15 protein-coding genes are annotated in these 16,151 nt (G+C 70.5%); 9 read left to right on the top strand and 6 right to left on the bottom strand.

Translation table 11 applies throughout. From position 1 onward, the window contains the following. Positions 1-76 precede the first annotated feature (76 nt). From JRI60_RS05940 to JRI60_RS05930, 3 genes are all read left to right on the top strand, one after another. On the top strand, positions 77-613 hold the full coding sequence (locus JRI60_RS05940; RefSeq protein WP_204224881.1) for a GNAT family N-acetyltransferase: 537 nt from the start codon (positions 77-79) through the stop codon (positions 611-613). A gap of 252 nt (positions 614-865) precedes the next feature. Beyond that, a complete protein-coding gene (locus tag JRI60_RS05935; RefSeq protein ID WP_204224880.1) occupies positions 866-2,647 on the top strand; it encodes a type IV pilus twitching motility protein PilT in 1,782 nt (593 codons plus the stop codon). Continuing rightward, entirely contained in the window at positions 2,644-3,768 is a 1,125-nt protein-coding gene (locus JRI60_RS05930; protein ID WP_204224879.1) for a type IV pilus twitching motility protein PilT, read from the top strand. Before JRI60_RS05935 ends, JRI60_RS05930 begins: the two co-directional genes overlap by 4 nt. Positions 3,769-4,040: 272 nt before the next feature. On the opposite strand, the gene JRI60_RS05925 is transcribed toward JRI60_RS05930, so the two are convergent. Next, positions 4,041-6,041: an ATP-dependent DNA helicase gene (locus JRI60_RS05925; protein ID WP_204224878.1), complete on the bottom strand. Its 2,001-nt coding sequence runs from the start codon at positions 6,039-6,041 to the stop codon at positions 4,041-4,043. A gap of 114 nt (positions 6,042-6,155) precedes the next feature. Between JRI60_RS05925 and JRI60_RS05920 the strand changes: the two genes are divergently transcribed. Continuing rightward, entirely contained in the window at positions 6,156-7,439 is a 1,284-nt protein-coding gene (locus tag JRI60_RS05920) for an MFS transporter (protein WP_204224877.1), read from the top strand. A 12-nt stretch (positions 7,440-7,451) separates the two neighbouring features. Here the strand turns inward: JRI60_RS05920 and JRI60_RS05915 are convergent, their stop codons facing one another. From JRI60_RS05915 to JRI60_RS05900, 4 genes are read right to left on the bottom strand one after another with little or no spacing between them, the layout of a single operon-like run. Then, positions 7,452-8,006: a response regulator transcription factor gene (locus JRI60_RS05915; protein ID WP_204224876.1), complete on the bottom strand. Its 555-nt coding sequence runs from the start codon at positions 8,004-8,006 to the stop codon at positions 7,452-7,454. Next, positions 8,003-9,328: an ATP-binding protein gene (locus tag JRI60_RS05910; protein ID WP_204224875.1), complete on the bottom strand. Its 1,326-nt coding sequence runs from the start codon at positions 9,326-9,328 to the stop codon at positions 8,003-8,005. Before JRI60_RS05910 ends, JRI60_RS05915 begins: the two co-directional genes overlap by 4 nt. After that, the gene (locus JRI60_RS05905; RefSeq protein ID WP_204224874.1) at positions 9,328-10,455 is read right to left on the bottom strand and encodes a hypothetical protein; all 1,128 of its coding nucleotides are present in this window, start codon (positions 10,453-10,455) and stop codon (positions 9,328-9,330) included. Before JRI60_RS05905 ends, JRI60_RS05910 begins: the two co-directional genes overlap by 1 nt. Further along, positions 10,452-11,432: a site-2 protease family protein gene (locus JRI60_RS05900; RefSeq protein ID WP_204224873.1), complete on the bottom strand. Its 981-nt coding sequence runs from the start codon at positions 11,430-11,432 to the stop codon at positions 10,452-10,454. The genes JRI60_RS05905 and JRI60_RS05900 overlap by 4 nt, the downstream gene beginning before the upstream one ends. Before the next feature lie 211 nt (positions 11,433-11,643). On the opposite strand from JRI60_RS05900, the gene JRI60_RS05895 reads away from it, so the two are divergent. The 5 genes from JRI60_RS05895 (at position 11,644) to JRI60_RS05875 (ending at position 14,955) form a co-directional block, all read left to right on the top strand. Then, positions 11,644-11,994 (top strand): hypothetical protein, encoded by a 351-nt coding sequence (locus tag JRI60_RS05895; RefSeq protein ID WP_204224872.1) that lies wholly within the window; start codon positions 11,644-11,646, stop codon positions 11,992-11,994. Between the two features lie 76 nt (positions 11,995-12,070). Further along, positions 12,071-12,838: a hypothetical protein gene (locus tag JRI60_RS05890; protein WP_204224871.1), complete on the top strand. Its 768-nt coding sequence runs from the start codon at positions 12,071-12,073 to the stop codon at positions 12,836-12,838. A 74-nt stretch (positions 12,839-12,912) separates the two neighbouring features. After that, positions 12,913-13,626, top strand: a complete 714-nt coding sequence (locus JRI60_RS05885; protein ID WP_204228761.1) for an HAD family hydrolase — start codon at positions 12,913-12,915, stop codon at positions 13,624-13,626. A 93-nt stretch (positions 13,627-13,719) separates the two neighbouring features. After that, on the top strand, positions 13,720-14,715 hold the full coding sequence (locus JRI60_RS05880) for a lipid kinase (protein ID WP_204224870.1): 996 nt from the start codon (positions 13,720-13,722) through the stop codon (positions 14,713-14,715). Positions 14,716-14,796: 81 nt separating this feature from the next. Further along, positions 14,797-14,955 carry a hypothetical protein gene (locus tag JRI60_RS05875; RefSeq protein ID WP_204224869.1) on the top strand — a complete coding sequence of 53 codons (159 nt, stop codon included), beginning with the start codon at positions 14,797-14,799 and terminating at the stop codon, positions 14,953-14,955. 43 nt (positions 14,956-14,998) lie between these two features. Here the strand turns inward: JRI60_RS05875 and hrcA are convergent, their stop codons facing one another. Further along, a complete protein-coding gene (hrcA, locus tag JRI60_RS05870) occupies positions 14,999-16,030 on the bottom strand; it encodes a heat-inducible transcriptional repressor HrcA (protein WP_204224868.1) in 1,032 nt (343 codons plus the stop codon). Positions 16,031-16,151: the final 121 nt, after the last annotated feature.

Raw genomic sequence — 16,151 nt, 5'->3', positions numbered from 1 at the left:
AATGTACGCCGAACCCAGCGCGTGCATGGGCACTAGGGAAACGGTTAGGATCTGTAGCGCAATGGAGGAGCAAGGCATGACGATGAAGCGGGTGGACCCGGGCGTGGAGGTGGGTGCGATGCCAGTGCCGGACATGGCCAACCTGCCCAACGACCTGGCGCCGGCGGTGAAGTTCTCCTCGCCGACCGACGAGGACATGGCGTCCGTGGCCGCCCTGAGGGCCAACTCGGATCCCTGGAAGAGCCGGGGTGAAACCCTGGAGGACAGCCTCAAGTCCCTGACGGCCCTGCGCCCCTTCGTGCATGTGGCCAAGGTACAGAATCAGGTGGTCGGCTACGTCACCATCGAGCGGGATGGCCCCGTTCCGGGCGCGGCCTACATGCGCAACATCGTCGTCAAGCCGGAGCTGCGTCGCCGCGGCGTCGGCATGGCGGTGCTCAACCACGCCCTCCAGACGGCGCGGGACATGTACCGCAAGACGATCGCCCTGCGCGTGGACCCGGCCAACGCCCCCGCGGTGAGCTTCTACCGCAACGCGGGCTTCACCACCGTGGCCACCGTGGTGTCCAAGAAGTCCGGCAAGCTCCGCCTCCTGATGTCGCGCGAGCTCTGAGCCCAGGCCGGAGGGTGCGGTCTCGTCCTCCTGGACCGACACTCCCCCGCCGACGCCCGGTCAGGACCCTCCCCGAGGGCCCTCGCCGGGCGTCTTCCTTTCCGGCCCCCCTCCTTCCATGACGCAATGCATCATCTCCTGAGGGTGCGCCTCTTTCAGCACCTTTCCAGGATTCATGGCAAATCCCAGCTATGCTGCAGCCCCGCTCCCGGAGGCGGCGCGCCCCGGGACTCAGGAAGGCTGGGGCCGAGCATGAAGACGATCGCGGAGTTGCTGCGCCACCTGGCCCGCCCGGGCGTGCTGGAGCTCGCGCTCATCAGTGGGCGCACCCCCCTGGTGAAGATGGGCGGCGGCTTCGAGGTGGTGGATGACGGCATCCTCACCACGGAGGGGCTGAACACGGCGCTCCAGGTGCTGGTGGGAGAGAGCCGCGCGGCCAGTATCTCCGAGAAGCCCAGCCAGTGGGCCTTGCGCATCGAGGGTCTGGGTCCCGTCGTCGTCGGCGCGCTGCGTCGCGGCGACGTGCTCAACGTGCGCGTCGTGCGCAACGAGCAGCAGGCGGCCGGGGCGCCCACACCCCCGCCCACCCCTCGCAGCACCGCGTCCACCCCGGCCGCGCCCTCCAGCCCCCCGGCTCCGGCACCTGCCTCGCCGCGCCCCGGTCCGGCGGCCGCTCCACCGGCCACACCCGCCGCCTCTCGCCCGGCCCCCTCGACGGGCGGCCTGTCCACCCGGTCCCCCCGGAGCTCCGGGGTGCAGATCCTCCCGCCGAAGGGCGAGACACCCGAGCCCCCGCCGGAGCCCCAACCGCCGCCTCCCGCCGAGCCCGCGGTCGAGGCGCCTCCCTCGGGGCCGCGCATCGTCGTGCGGCCAGGGTCCGCGCGCGACCTGTCGATGCTGCTGGAGGACGCGCGAACGGTGGGCGCGAGCGATCTGCACGTCGTGGCGGGCCGCCCTCCCCTCTTCCGCATCGTCGGCGAGCTGCTGGCCCACGGCGAGCCCATGCCCCCCGAGGCCGTGGAGACGCTGCTGCTGCCACACGTGCCGGCGCGGCTGCGCCCCGTGCTCGACCGGGACGGGAGCTGTGATTTCTCGCTCGACCTGCGCCACGCCGGCCGCTTCCGCGTCAACGTCTGCCGCCAGCGCACCGGCTACAAGGGCACCTTCCGCCTCATCCCCCGCGAGGTTCCCACCCTCGAGTCGCTCGGCCTGCCCGCGGACATCGCCAAGGCCACCCACCACCACCAGGGCCTCATCGTCGTCACCGGCCCCTCGGGCCACGGCAAGACGAGCACGCTGGCGGCCATCGTGGACATCATCAACCGCGAGACGACGCACCACGTGCTCACCGTGGAGGACCCGGTGGAGTACCTCCACCCGCGCAAGAAGGCGCTGCTGAGCCAGCGCGAGGTGGGCACCCATACGAAGACCTTCGCCAGCGCCCTCAAGGGCAGCCTGCGCGAGGATCCGGACGTCATCCTGGTGGGCGAGCTGCGCGACACCGAGACGGTGCGCATGGCGCTGGCCGCCAGCGAGACGGGCCACCTGCTCATCAGCACGATGAACACGCCCAGCGCGGCGAAGACGATCGACCGGCTCATCGACCTCTTCCCTCCCGGGGACCAGGCCCAGGTGCGCATGACGCTCGCCAGCAGCCTGCGCCTCATCGTCAGCCAGCGGCTGCTGCCGAGCGCGGACGGCCAGTCCCTGGTGGCCGCCGCCGAGCTGCTCCCCGGCTCCGTGGCCCTGGGCAACCTCATCCGCGACGGCAAGACGTACCAGATTCCCTCCCTGCAGCAGCGCGGCAAGGGGCTCGGCATCGTGCGCTTCGACGACTCGCTGGCCGACCTGGTGCGCGCCGGGAAGACGACGCTGGAGATAGCGAGGAGCTACGCCGAGAGCCCGGACGAGGTGGAGGCCATGGTGACGGGCAAGCGGCCCGGCGCGCCTCCCGAGCCCCCGCCCCCGGGTGACGGCGCCCGGCTGCTGTCCAAGATGGGCAACCTCCTCAACCGCAAGGGGGCCACCCCGTGAGCACCACGCCCCGCATCTCCGCCCTCTTCGACAAGCTCCTCGAGCACAAGGGGAGCGACCTCCACCTGGGCATCGGCCACCCGCCGCTGGGCCGCATCCGGGGCGAGCTCACGCCCCTGCGCGAGCAGCTCCTCACCCAGGCCGAGCTGGAGGAGATGCTCTTCGAGCTCACCTCCCCCGAGCAGAAGCGGCACATCACCGAGGAGTTGGACCTCGACTTCGCCTACGGCTACGGGACCAAGGCACGCTTCCGCGCCAACTACTTCTACAAGACGACGGGCCTGGCGGCCGTCTTCCGCACCATTCCCAGCAAGGTGCTGTCGCTGACGGAGCTCAACACCCCCGAGGTGGTGCGCAAGCTGGCCGAGCGCCGCAGCGGACTGGTGCTCGTCACCGGCCCCACCGGCAGCGGCAAGTCCACCACGCTGGCGGGGATGATCCACCACATCAACCACACGCGCCCGGCGCACATCCTCACCATCGAGGATCCGGTGGAGTTCGTTCACGAGTCGGTGAAGTCCCAGGTGACACACCGCGAGGTGGGCCTGCACGCCTCCAGCTTCACCGCCGCCATCCGCTCGGCGGGCCGCGAGGACCCCAATGTCATCCTCATCGGCGAGCTGCGCACCAACGAGACGATGAAGCTGGCGCTGCAGCTGGCCAGCTTCGGGGTGCTCGTCTTCGCCACGGTGCACACCAACAGCGCGCCGGCCACCATCGACCGCATCATCAATTCCTTCCCCGCCGACGAGCAGCCCCAGGTGCGCGGCATGCTCGCCGAGGGCCTCGCCGGCATCATCGCCCAGCAGCTCATCCGCACCGCGGACGGCAAGGGCCGCGTGGCCGCGCTGGAGATCCTCATCGGCTCGAGCGCCATCTCCTCCATGATTCGCGAGGGGAAGGTGTTTCAGATCGCCAGCAAGATGCAGGCGAGCCAGTCGCTGGGCATGCAGACGCTGGACATGCACCTGGAGAGGCTGGTGACCGCGGGCACCATCACCCCCGAGGCCGCCCTGGAGAAGGCCCAGGACAAGGAATCCTTCGGCAAGGTGCTCCAGCGGCTCAAGCCCGGCTTCGAGGTGCCCGAGTTCGACACCGCGAGCCCCGGCGGCGGCCACTAGCTGGAGTGTCCACAAAGTCTTTGGACAGAGTCCGAGGGCCCGTGGATGTCCCCTCTCCCTCTGGGAGAGGGCTAGGGTGAGGGTCTTCCCCCTGGAGCGCATGACCCCATGGGAGTTCACAGAGGACGGCGAGGGGGGCGGTTGCATGCCGTGATGCAAGCCGGGGCGAGGAACACGAGGGTGACGACCCTCACCCCCCGCCCTCTCCCAGAGGGAGAGGGAGCATGCGCAACACGACTCTGTCCACGAACTTCGTGGACACTCCACTAACGTCAGAAGTCGATGTCGTCCTCGCGCTCGAGCACGGGCGTCCCGTGGAACCAGCCCTCCAGCGCATCGAGCTTGTCGATGCGCCGGGCCGGCGGGAGGCTCGTGAGGAAGGCGCGCCCGTAGGCCTTGGTGACGATGCGCCGGTCCAGCATCGCCACGATGCCCCGGTCCGCCCGGGTGCGGATGAGCCGGCCGAAGCCCTGCCGCAGCGCCAGCGCCGCCTGTGGCAGCTGGTAGCCGCTGAAGGGCTCCTCGCCTCGCGCCTCCAGCTGGCGGATGCGCGCCCCCACCACCGGGTCTCCCGGCGAGGCGAAGGGCAGCCGGTCGATGATGACCAGGCTCAGCGCGTCCCCGGGCACGTCCACGCCCTCCCAGAAGCTGTGCGCCGCGAAGAGCACGCTGGGCTGCTCGCGGAAGGCCTCCAGCAACTGCTGCTTGGGCCGCTCACCCTGGAGCAGCACCTGGTAGGGCAGCCGGTTGCGCGCGAGCGCGTGCGCCCGCTCCATGTTGCGCAGGCTGGTGAAGAGCACGAAGGCCCGGCCTCCCGTCACCTCGCACAGCCGGATGATCTCCTCCGCCGCCGCCTCGATGAAGCCGGGGGCCGCCGGGTCCGGCAGGTGCGTGGGCAGGTACAGCGCCGACTGCTCCTCGAAGTCGAACGGGCTGGGCACCGAGACGGTGCGCACGCTCGCCACCGGCACGCCCTCCTCGTCGTACAGCCCCATGCGCCGCGCGAAGAAGTCGAAGCGGCCCTCCGCCGCCAGCGTCGCCGAGGTGAACACCACCGTGTCCACCCCTCCGTAGAGGCGCTCCTGCAGCTCGCGGGCGATCTCGATGGGGCTCGCGCGCAGGAAGACGCCCCGCCCTCGCGCCTCCGCCCAGTACACGTGGTCGTTCGACTCGACCTTCTCCAGGAAGGACAGGTCCGCCACCAGCTCCGCGCACCGGCGCGTGAGCAGCGTCAGCTCCGGCTCGCGCTCCGTCGTGGTGAAGGCCGAGAGCGCCGAGAGCGCCTCCTTCACCTGCTCGATGGAGCCCGACAGCTGCGCCAGCCGGTCGGGCTTCAGCGCCACCGCGCCCTCGTTGTCGTTCAGCCCCAGCACCCTCGGCGCCTGGGAGAAGAGCGCCTCCGAATGCGTGCGCAGCCGCACCACCAGCGAGGACAGCATCCCGAAGCGCGAGTCACTCGTCGGCAGCACGGCCAGCGCGTCCCGCACCAGCTCCTCCAGCCGGAAGCTGGACACCGAATGCCCGAAGTGGCTGCCCGCCGCGTCCTCCAGCGCGTGCGCCTCGTCGAAGATGACCGCGTCGTATTGCGGCAGCACACCCTCGCCCCGCTGGCCCCGGCCCCTGAGCGCCAGGTCCGCGAAGAAGAGGTGGTGGTTCACCACCAGCAGGTCCGCCGACTCCGCCGCCCGCCGCACCCGCGTCACGTGGCAGCTCTCGTACACCGGGCACTTCGACCCCAGGCACGTGTCCGACGTGGTCGACAGCCGCGCCCAGGCACTGAAGGACTCGGGCAGCTCCAGCTCGCTCCGGTCCCCCGTCTCCGTGCGGCTCGCCCACGCCTGCAAGTGCTTCCAGTAACGGCCCTCTTCACGCGTGGTGAATTGCGGGTCCTTGCTGAACTTGTCGTAGCGGTGCAGGCACAGGTAGTTGCTGCGCCCCTTGAGGTACGCCGCGTCGAAGGACAGCCCCATGCGCTCGCGCAGCAGCGGAAGGTCCTTGAAGAAGATCTGCTCCTGCAGCGTCTTCGTCGCCGTGGACACCACCACGCGCCGGCCCGACAGCAGCGCCGGCACCAGGTAGGCCAGCGTCTTGCCCGTGCCCGTGCCCGCCTCGGCCAGCAGGTAGCCGCGCTCGCTGAAGGCCTTCTCCACCGAGCGCGCCATCTGCAGCTGCTCCGGGCGGTACTCGTAGTTGTCCAGCGCGGCCTGGAGCGCGCCACCGGGGCCGAGCAGCGTGTCGACGGAGGGGCGAAGCGAGGGAGCGGGGAGGGACATTCCGGACGGGTGCGCGTGAGGGGGAGGCACAGCAGGATAACAGTGCGCCGCCCGCTCGTCGGGTTTTGTGCCCGATTGGCCTGTCTCCCTGCCTGGGGGGTATGTTCCGGCCCCATGTCCTTCAAGACCAGTTACAAGGTCGGGCTCGTCCTGCTCCTCTGCTACCTCGTCGCCTGGCTGGACCGGATGGCCATCAACATGACCGTCCCCTTCATGGCCAAGGAGTTCGGGATTGGCTCGGACAAGGTCGGGTGGATCCTCAGCGCCTTCTTCCTCGGCTATGCCCTGTCCCAGATTCCCGGCGGGATGATGGCCGACCGGATCGGCCCCCGGAAGGTCATCCTCGTCGCGCTCGTCTGGTGGTCGTTCTTCACCGCGATGACCGGTGTGGCGGGAGGTCTCGCCAGCATGCTGGTGGTGCGCTTCCTCTTCGGCATCGGCGAGGGCATCTTCCCCGCGGCCGTCTGGAAGGTCATCGGCAACTGGTACTCGAAGAAGAACCGCGGCACCGCCAACGCGCTCATCCTCTCGTCCATCGCCTTCGGGCCCGCCATCTCCTCGCTGTTGCTCGCCTGGTTCCTGCCCGTGCTGGGCTGGCGCACGAGCTTCTACGTCCTCGGTGGGGGCGGAGCCATCTGCGTGCTGGCCGCCGCCCTCTTCATCACCAACTCCATCCGCGAGAACCCGCGTGTCTCGCCCGAGGAGCTCGAGGAGTTCGAGCGCGACAGCCGCTCCCAGGCCGCCAACGCGGAGCAGACGCTGGAGAAGGCCAGCTTCGGCCAGCTGCTCGGCTCGCCCCCCATCTGGGTGCTCTTCTTCGTGGCCCTCATCTACAACCTCACCATGTACGGCTGGCTGAACTGGCTGCCCACCTACCTGCTCGAGGTGAAGAAGCTCTCCCTGCAGAGGACCGGCTTCGTCGGCGCGCTCCCGTTCCTCTGTGGCGGCATCGGCTGCATGCTCGCCGGCTACGTGTCGGATCGCTGGTTCCGCGGCCGGCGCAAGTACCTGGTGTTCGGCTGTCAGGCGATCGGCGGCATCTGCCTCTACCTGTTCACGCAGATCAACGACCCCATGCAGTACATGGTCGCCCAGTGCATCGCCGGCTTCCTGCTCTTCATGGCCGCGGGCGCCATCTGGACCCTGCCGATGATTCTCGTCCCCCCCAGGCTCATGGGCTCGGGCGCGGGCTTCATCAACACCGGTGGGCAGATTGGCGGCTTCCTCACCAACATCCTCATCGGCTACGTCATCAAGGCCAACGACAACGACGCCGCGGCGGGCTTCCACGTGATGCTCGGCGCGCTCGTGGTCGCCGCGCTCCTGGTGCTGGTGGGCATTCGCGAGCAGCCCGCCCCCGCCCCGGCCCGGCTGGCCACGGACACGGCCTCCTCCTGAGGCGGCCCTCCGCTACTGCGCGGGCGGGTACTTCTGCAGCTTGCGTTGCAGCGAGCGGCGGTGCAGTCCCAACCGCCGCGCCGCCTCGGAGATGTTGCCCCCGCAGTCGGTGAGCACGCGCTGGATGTGCTCCCACTCGGCGCGCGCCAGGGACGGAGGCTGGAAGTCCTCCGTCACCTGCGTGGTCTCCCCCGGGCCTCGCGAGAAGGCGAGCAGCAGGTCGTCCACGTCCGCCGGCTTGGGCAGGTAGTTGAATGCCCCCAGCTTCACCGCCTCCACCGCCGTGGCGATGCTCCCGTAGCCGGTGAGGACGATGATGCGGGTGGACGCATCCAGCGCGTGCAGGCCCCGCACCAGCTCCAGCCCGCTCCGCCCCGGCATCCGCAGGTCCACCACCGCCAGCTCGGGGGACTCGCGCGAGGCCAGCGCGAGCGCCTCGTCATAGGAGCCGGCGGTGCTCACCTCGAAGCCGCGCTCGCGGAAGGCGCGGGCCAGCCGCTCGCGGAACACCGCCTCGTCGTCCACCAGCAGCAATGTGGGGGCATGGTCGGGCCTGGGGCTCGTCATGGGGCTAACTGCACCTGGGACGCCTCCGGAGACAACGCGGCGGATTGTCGCAGCCCCCCCGCCGGCCACGACAGCCTCACCGTCGTCCCCTCGCCGGGCGTGGAGCCCAGCACCAGCCGTCCACCCAGCTGGTCCAGCACCGCGCGCGTGAGGAAGAGCCCCAGTCCCATGCCCTCCCCCGGCGCCTTGGTGGTGAAGAAGGGCTCGCCCGCCCGCGCCAGCACCTCCCCCGGCATGCCCTGGCCCGAGTCCTCCACCGTGAGCCGCCACCCCTCCGCCTCCCGCGACAGCGACAGCCGCACCTCGGCTTCCGGCGCCGAGGCCTGGAGGGCGTTCTTCACCACGCCCCGGATGGCCCGGGCGAAGGCGTGCGCGGGGACGAGCTCCCGCTCCTCGCGGGCCCGGGCGTCCACCTCGACGCGCACGCGCTCGCGGCCCGGCAGCCCCTCCAGCGCCTCCTCCACCAGCGCCGCGGGCGACAGCGCCACCATGGACTCGCCCCGGCTCGCCCCGGCGTCCGTGGCCATCTGCGTGAGGATGTCCCGGCAGCGCGCCACCTGCTGGCGGATGAGCTGCACGTCCTCGAGCGAGGAGGCCGCCGCCCCGGTGCGCTCCAGGTGGCGCTCCAGCTCCTTGGCCACCACGGCGATGGTGGACAGCGGCGTGGACAGCTCGTGCGCGGCGCCCGCGGCCAGCGTCGCCAGCGCCGTCAGCTTCTCGTGCCGCGCCGAGTCCGCCCGGGCCGCCACCAGCTCCGCCTCACGCGCGGCCAGCGCCCGCGTCACCCGCTGGACGAAATAGACGATGAAGCCCGCCGCCAGCGCGAAGGCCGCCCACATGCCCTCCAGGTGCATCCGCACGTCGTGGATGTGGTGGTGCGTCGACGCCGCCTCGCCCCCTTCCCGGGGAAACCAGAGGTTGTTCACGAAGAGCACGCCGAAGCAGGAGATGGCCAGCCCCGTCAGCGCCCACGTCCACCCCGCGCGCAGCACCACCGCCGACAGCGCGATGTGCACCAGGTACAGCGCGCTGAAGGGGTTGAAGGGGCCCCCGCTCAGGTCCAACAGCACCGTGAGCAGCACCACGTCCAGCGCCATCACCGCCCACGGCAGCCACTGGCGGATGGGACGCTCGCGCCGGGCCCACAGGCCCAGGGCCACGTTGCTCGCCACCGCCACGGTGATGGTGGCGAACAGCGGCCCCAGCCGCTGCGGCATGCCCAGCCCGAAGTGCACCCCGAGGATGAGCGCCACCTGCCCGACGATGGCGCCCCAGCGCAGGCGCAGCAGCCATGAGAGGTCGATGGCGAGCGCGTCGCGCACTACGGCCCGCCCGCCAGCATCCGGCGGGTCTGGTAGATGATGAGCACGGCCGCCATCACCAGGGCGAAGAACAGCAGTCCCAGCGCGGCCGTCTTCACCTTCGCGCGCTTGTCCGGAGGCGCCGAGGGCATCAGCGTCGAGCTGGCCGTGGCCAGGCGGAGCACTTCCTCACGCCCGCGCTTCGCCATGGAATCGTCCGGGTTGCGGGCCAGCCGGATGCGGTAGAGCCGGCCCAGTCCGGCGAGCTCCCCCTTCTCCGAGGCCAGCGCGAGAATCTTGTCGTGCGCGCCCTTGCTCTCCCACAGCTCCTGCACGCCCAGCCACGTGGAGGCGACGGCCGGCGAGGGACGGAACTCGTCGGTCCGGAAGCGCGCGTACTCGAGCCCGCAGTAGGGGCACACCACCGTGCCGTCCTTGCGAGGCCCGATGCACTTGGGGCAGTAGCCCGGGGGCGGCATGAAGGGGTCATCCGCCGAGGACTCCGACACCGCGCGCACGGCGATGGACGGGCGCAGCACGGGCGCCTCCGCCGCCGGCTTGGACTCCACCGGCCTGGGCTCCGCGGCCGGCTTGGACTCCGACGAGCGCCCGTGCACATCCGCGAGCCGCAGCACCACCAGGTTCGATGCCGCGGCCTCCGACATCGGGAACTTCGGCGCCGGGGTCTTCGCGGGCGGGAGCTCCGACAGCACTTCCCTGGCCGCCACGGGCTCCGGCGCCGGGGCCCTGGCCACCGCGGGCTCGGGCGCCGCGGCCTTCGCCGCCGCCACGAACTCCAGCGCGGAGATCTTCACCTCCGCCACGGGCGCGGGCGCCGGGGACTCCTTCTTGCGGCGGTTCTCCTTGGCCTCCGCCTCGATGGCCGCGAGCACGGACGCGGGCACCGCCACTCGCCGGGTGGGCTCGTTCTCGATGGGGTCGGGCTCCGCGTCGCCCACGCCGAGCATGATGACCGGCGCGTCGGCCGTCTTGGGCGTGGCGGGCGCTGGCGCGGGTGCCTCGTCCACGTCCGGCCCGCAGCGCATCTCCACCTTGCAGCGGGAGCACTTGACCACGAGCAGACCGAACTCCAGCCGGTACGACGCCGGGGGAACGAGCCGCTCGCAAGCCTCACAGAAGTACTTCACCAGATCACCATTCGGATGGGCACGGGCATGGCACAGCCCGCCAGGGCGAGGAAGCATACCGCGCAGACCAGCTTCCGCCCGAGTCCCAAAGGCTCGGCTGGCTGGGTCACCTCCGGATGGCCGAAGCCCACCAGCTTCGTGGCCACCAGGAGCCAGACACCCCAGGTGACCGTGTAGAAGAGGGTGAGGAAAAGCAGTACCAGCGCCATGGCCTTGCCCACCCACCGAGCATGCCTGCCCCACAAGGCGAAGGCCAGATGCCCCCCGTCGAACTGGCCCACGGGGATGAGGTTGAGCAGGGTCACCAGCAGGCCGAACCAGCCGGCGATGACCACCGGATGCACCATCACGTCCTTGCCCTCGGGCAGCGGCCCCAGCACCAGCCACTGCAGGCCCTTCATCAGCAGGCCGTCACTGAAGACCCACTGCATGTGCCCGGTGAAGGGGGGCTCGGAGGGCGGGGGCAGGTGGCCCAGCTTCACCTGGACCCAGAGCAGGAGGTCCTTGCCCAGGCTCCAGAGGGACTCGTCCCCCGGGAAGGGCGAGGGCACCGGCGGCGAATCCACCACCGTGGAGTGGGCCAGTCCCCAGGCGATGATGGGCAGCGCCACCGCCAGCCCCGCCAGGGGCCCCGCCGCCCCGATGTCCACCAGGGCGTTCTTGTCGGGGATGCGCCCGCGGATGCGGATGACCGCCCCCAGCGTGCCCACCCCCAGGTAGGGCACCGGGATGAAGTACGGCAGCGACGCGTCCACCCCGTGCACGCGCGCCAGCACGTAGTGCCCCATCTCGTGCGAGCCGAGGATGGCGAGCAGCGCGGCGCTGAAGGCCAACGCCCCCGTCAGGCGCTCGTCCCAGGGGAGCGCCGTGCCGAGGAACGCATGGTCGAAGGTGAACGAGGTCGTCCCGGCGGTCAGCACGAAGAGCAGCAGGTGCAGCCAGAGACGGTTCGCGGGGCGTACTTGGGCGCTCTCCATGGGTCTGGTGGGGGTAGCAACGCCCGGCCTTCATTTCAACGCGGGGCCGCGACCCGTGGGCATCTCCCGATATTGACAGGATCCATTGCTTGACTTGAAAGGCGCCTTTGCTACGACACCACGGCAGCTTGCGGACCCATCGACCCGCCAGGGGCCAGGACGGCTGACTGGCAAGGGTACCAACGGCATTGACTCGAGAGGGGATACACAGATGAAGAAGGCCATTGTTTCGGCGGTTGTGGCGAGCAGCCTCGTAGCGTGCACCAGCGTGGAGACCGCCGTGGTCTCGGGCAACGAGATCTCCGTGCCGGGCGCCGAGCCCATCGCCGTCATCCAGGGCACCGCGCTCGGCCTCACCGCCATCTTCCACGTCATCGACCTGGTCCAGAGCGACCTGGACACCGTGGTGAACAAGCTCCTGGTGGCCGAGGCCAAGGCCATGGGCGGCAACAAGGTGCACCTGCTCACCGCCGGCACCACCCCGCGTCACGGCATCTTCGCCCTGACCGGTCTCATCATCGGCTTCCCCGTCTCGGGCGCCGTCGGCGTGGCGGTGAAGTAGTCAGTATCCGCTGTTTGCACGTAGTGTGCGAAGGCCTCCCTGGCGACAGGGGGGCCTTCTTCATTTTCCGGACTCCATGCGCGCTCGTCTCCTGCCCCTCGTCCTGCTCGTCCTCGCCGGCTGCCGTCGCCCGGACGACACGTCCGCCCTGCTCTCCGACGCGAAACAGCGGCTGGCCGCCCGCGACGGCAAGCTCTCCAGCTACGTGCTGGCGGGCACCGCCCACGAAGGTGCGCAGACGATGGACTTCTCCTTCGCCTACCGCGCGCCGCAGAAGATGATGGGGACGCTGGGCGCGCCCGCCTCGCGCACCTACGCCTGGGACGGGGAGCACTTCTTCGAGCGCAATGACGCGGCGAAGCAGTTCTTCCACTACAAGGACGACCTGCCCCCGGAGCAGCGCGTGGGCGCGCTCACGCAGATTTTCGCGCCCTTCGCCCCCGAGGGCTTCCGCGCCCCGCTGCTACCGAGCCAGGGAGTGAGCGCCCACCGCGCTCCCCACCCCCGCGGCCCCGAGGCCGTGGAGCTGACGGTGAAGCCCGCGGGCAGTGACGTGGAGGTGACGTACGTGCTGCGCTGGCCCGCCATGGACTTCCTGGGCAAGCGCATCCGCAGTGGCGGCGACACCTCGGAAATCCGGGTGGAGGAGGAGCACTGCGACCAGGCCCTGGCCGTGTGCGTGCCCAAGCGGCTGACGCAGTGGGCGGGTGCCCAGAAGGTCGCGGAGACCACCCTGTCGCGCGTGGAGCTCAACCCCACCCTGCCCTCGGAGACGTTCGCGCTCACCGCGCCCGAGGGTTACACCGTTCAGACCAAGACGTTCGCGGTGGCGGGCGCACAGTAGGAGCGCCGCTGGGGTTGAAGCCCACCAGGGGCGTTCCCACCTTCCCTACCGGGAAGGAGTGCGACGGAATGGCCCTGGTGCGGAACGTCATCTTCGATGTGGATGGCACGCTGGTGGACTCGGTGGACGAGCATGCCGAGGCCTGGAGGCGCGCCTTCCTGGAGTTCGGGCGGGACGTGCCCTTCGCGCACGTGCGCAGTCAGATTGGCAAGGGCGCCGACCAGCTGATGCCCGTCTTCTTCACGGAGGACGAGCTGGAGAAGTTCGGCCAGGAGCTGAGCGACTACCGCTCCGCGCTCTTCAAGCGGGAGTTCATGCCCAAGCTGCGCCCCTTCCCCAAGGTGCGGGAGCTCATCCAGCGGCTGCGCCAGGATGGCATCCGCATCGCGCTCGCCTCCAGCGCCAAGGGAGACGAGCTGGAGCACTACGTCCGGCTGTGCGGCCTCGAGGGGCTGACGGACACGGAGACCTCCAAGGCGGACGCGGAGAAGTCCAAGCCCCACCCGGACATCTTCGATGCGGCCCTGGAGAAGCTCGGCCGGCCGGAGCCACACAGCGTGGTGGTGATCGGGGACACCCCCTACGACGCGCTGGCCGCGAACAAGCTGGGCGTGTCCACGGTGGGCGTGCTGTGCGGCGGCTTCCCCGAGGAGGACCTGCGCACGGCGGGCTGCCGCGCCATCTACAAGGACCCGGCGGACCTGCTGGCCCACTATGAGTCCTCGCGGGACACCTGGCCGTGGGCCGCGGACGCGGTGGCCGCCGCCAAGGACGAGGAGTCACGCTGACCCTGACCCACAGGGAGGGCAACCGGGGAAGCGGACCGGGCGTGCCCGGCCGTCCCTGGCCTCCCTGCCCGCCCGTGCGCATCTTCGACGACGATGGCCGTCGATGCCCTTCCAGATGCCGCACTCATCGCCCCTCCCAAGCGTGGCGCCCTCGATGAAGGGCCCGCGCTGCTGATCGTGAACAAGAAGTGCCGCATGGGGAGCGAGGCCTTCCCGGCCACGCTCGCGGCGCTCGAGTCACGCGGGATTCCCGTCGCCGCCAGCTACCGGCTCTCCCGGCCCAAGCGCATGGAGCAGGTGTTGCGCGAGGCCCTGGAAGACGGTGTGCGGCGGGTCCTCATCGGCGGGGGGGATGGCACGCTCAACCATGCCGTGCGCCTGCTGCTCGGACGTGACGTGACGCTGGGCGTGCTGCCGCTGGGCACGGGCAACGACTTCGCCCGCTCGCTCGGCATTCCCCCCACGCTGGAGGCCGCCTGCGACATCATCGCCGCCGGCTACACCGCCCGGGTGGACGTGGGGCTCGCCAACGGGCGGCCCTTCCTCAACGCCGCGAGCCTCGGCCTGGCCACCGCCATCGCCAAGCGGCTGACGCCCCAGCTCAAGCGCCGCGTGGGCAAGCTGGCCTACCCCATGGCCGCCGTCGCCGAGCTCTGGGAGCACCAGCCCTTCCACGTGCGGATGACGACCGACCGGGGAGACCTGGAGCTGGAGGTGCTCCAGCTCGTGGTGGGCAACGGGCGCTACCACGGCGCGGGCAACGTGGTGACTCCCGATGCCACGCTCGACGACCACCGCCTGGACGCCTACACCATCGCGGCGCCCTCGGCCGAGTCCGGACGCGAGGGCACCGGGCTGGGCCACATGCAGGACCTGTCCACCCTGGCGCGCGTCGCGCTGTCCCTGCGCCGCGGCGAGCATGTGTCCCATCCGGCCGTCACCGCCGTGCGCACCGCGTACCTGTACGTGGATGCCCAGCCGCCCCAGGACATCAACGCGGACGGGGAGCTCATCGGCCACACCCCGATACGCTTCGAGCTCGCCCCCGCCGCCCTGCGCGTCTACGCGCCCGCTCCCGTCCCGCATTGAGCCGGAATCTCGGCAACCGCCCCATTCCCCACTAGGCTCTCCCCTCCTGGATGGCGACCAGCCATCCCCACGGAGGGGCCCGTGCGACACCGTTCTCTCGTCCCACTCTTGATCGCCGCCGCCCTGTGCATCGCGGCGCTCGTCTTGATGTGGCTCCGCCCCATCCAGTTGGAGGCGGCTCGCGGCGCGGCGGCACAGTCCGCACAGGAGCCCTCGCGGCTCGAGCTTCGCCGGAAGTAGACCCTCACCCCAGCCCTCTCCCAGGGGGAGAGGGAGGGAAGGCTCACGCCTTGTCCAGCGCGCTCGAGAGGGCCTGCGCGGTGAAGTTCACCAACGGGATGATGCGCTGGTAGTTCATCCGCGTGGGCCCGATGACCCCCACCGTCCCCAGCACCTGCTCCCGGCTGCCGTAGGGGCTCGCGATGACCGTCACGTCCCCCGCCGAGGAGAACTCGCTCTCGGTGCCGATGAAGATCTGCATCTCGCGCGCCCGCTGCACCCGATCCAGCAGCGCCAGCAGCTTGTGCTTCTCCCCCAGCGCCTTGAAGAGCGCGCGCATGCGCTCCACGTCCGCGAACTCGGGCTGCTCCAGGAACGAGCCCGTGCCCTCGATGAGCACCCGCTCCCCCGTCTGCAGGTCCGTGGCCGCCGCCCCCAGCTTGAGCGCCTTGGCCGTCAGCACGTTGTAGAGCGCCTGCTCCTGGTCCAGCTCGCCCCGGATGCGCTCGCGCGCCTCCTCCAGCGTCACCTCGTGCAGCAGCTCGGACAGGTAGTTGCTCGCCTTGAGCAGCTCGTCCGAGGTGACGGGGAAGTCCACCGACAGCAGCTTGTTGATGACCTGGCCGTTCTGCCCCACGAGGATGGCCAGCACGCGGTCCTCCCGCAGCCGGACGAACTCGATGCGGTGGAAGATGGCCACGTCCGGGCGCGGGGTGACGACGACTCCCGCGTGCCGGGTGAGCGAGTGCAACAGGCGCGAGGCCTCGCCGAGCATCTCCTCCATGCCCGTCTCGTGCGCGAGCCCCGCGTGGATGAGCTCGCGGTCGCGCGGCCCCGGGTCCCTCAGCTGCACCAGCGTGTCCACGTAGAAGCGATAGCCACGGTCCGTGGGCACCCGGCCAGCGGAGGTGTGGGGCTTCTCCAGGAAGCCCAGCTCCTCCAGGTCCGCCAGCACGTTGCGCAGCGTGGCGGAGGACACGTCGAACTCCGGCTTGCGCGCCAGGTGCTGGCTCCCGACCGGGCCACCCCGGGCGATGTATTCCTGCACGACGGCTCGGAGGACTTCCTTCTCGCGCTCACCCAACTCTTCGGACATCTCTGCTCACACTCCCCAACGGCGCTTCGGCGCGGCCGACGAAAACAGCGAGAATGCCCTGAAAGATTAAGAAGATGGAGGGTACGGTTCAATCCCCCGCCCGCCTGGACGGAGCCCGTCC

Origin of the sequence: Archangium violaceum (assembly GCF_016887565.1) — a bacterium.
GTDB lineage: Bacteria > Myxococcota > Myxococcia > Myxococcales > Myxococcaceae > Archangium > Archangium violaceum_B.
This window is presented reverse-complemented; position numbering and strand designations above follow the sequence as displayed.

Coding starts and splice junctions, on each gene's coding strand:
- JRI60_RS05935 (WP_204224880.1), top strand. CDS start 866: ATGAAGACGATCGCGGAGTTGCTGCGCCACCTGGCCCGCCCGGGCGTG.
- JRI60_RS05940 (WP_204224881.1), top strand. CDS start 77: ATGACGATGAAGCGGGTGGACCCGGGCGTGGAGGTGGGTGCGATGCCA.
- JRI60_RS05920 (WP_204224877.1), top strand. CDS start 6,156: ATGTCCTTCAAGACCAGTTACAAGGTCGGGCTCGTCCTGCTCCTCTGC.
- hrcA (WP_204224868.1), bottom strand. CDS start 16,030: ATGTCCGAAGAGTTGGGTGAGCGCGAGAAGGAAGTCCTCCGAGCCGTC.
- JRI60_RS05915 (WP_204224876.1), bottom strand. CDS start 8,006: ATGACGAGCCCCAGGCCCGACCATGCCCCCACATTGCTGCTGGTGGAC.
- JRI60_RS05880 (WP_204224870.1), top strand. CDS start 13,720: ATGGCCGTCGATGCCCTTCCAGATGCCGCACTCATCGCCCCTCCCAAG.
- JRI60_RS05890 (WP_204224871.1), top strand. CDS start 12,071: ATGCGCGCTCGTCTCCTGCCCCTCGTCCTGCTCGTCCTCGCCGGCTGC.
- JRI60_RS05895 (WP_204224872.1), top strand. CDS start 11,644: ATGAAGAAGGCCATTGTTTCGGCGGTTGTGGCGAGCAGCCTCGTAGCG.
- JRI60_RS05925 (WP_204224878.1), bottom strand. CDS start 6,041: ATGTCCCTCCCCGCTCCCTCGCTTCGCCCCTCCGTCGACACGCTGCTC.
- JRI60_RS05900 (WP_204224873.1), bottom strand. CDS start 11,432: ATGGAGAGCGCCCAAGTACGCCCCGCGAACCGTCTCTGGCTGCACCTG.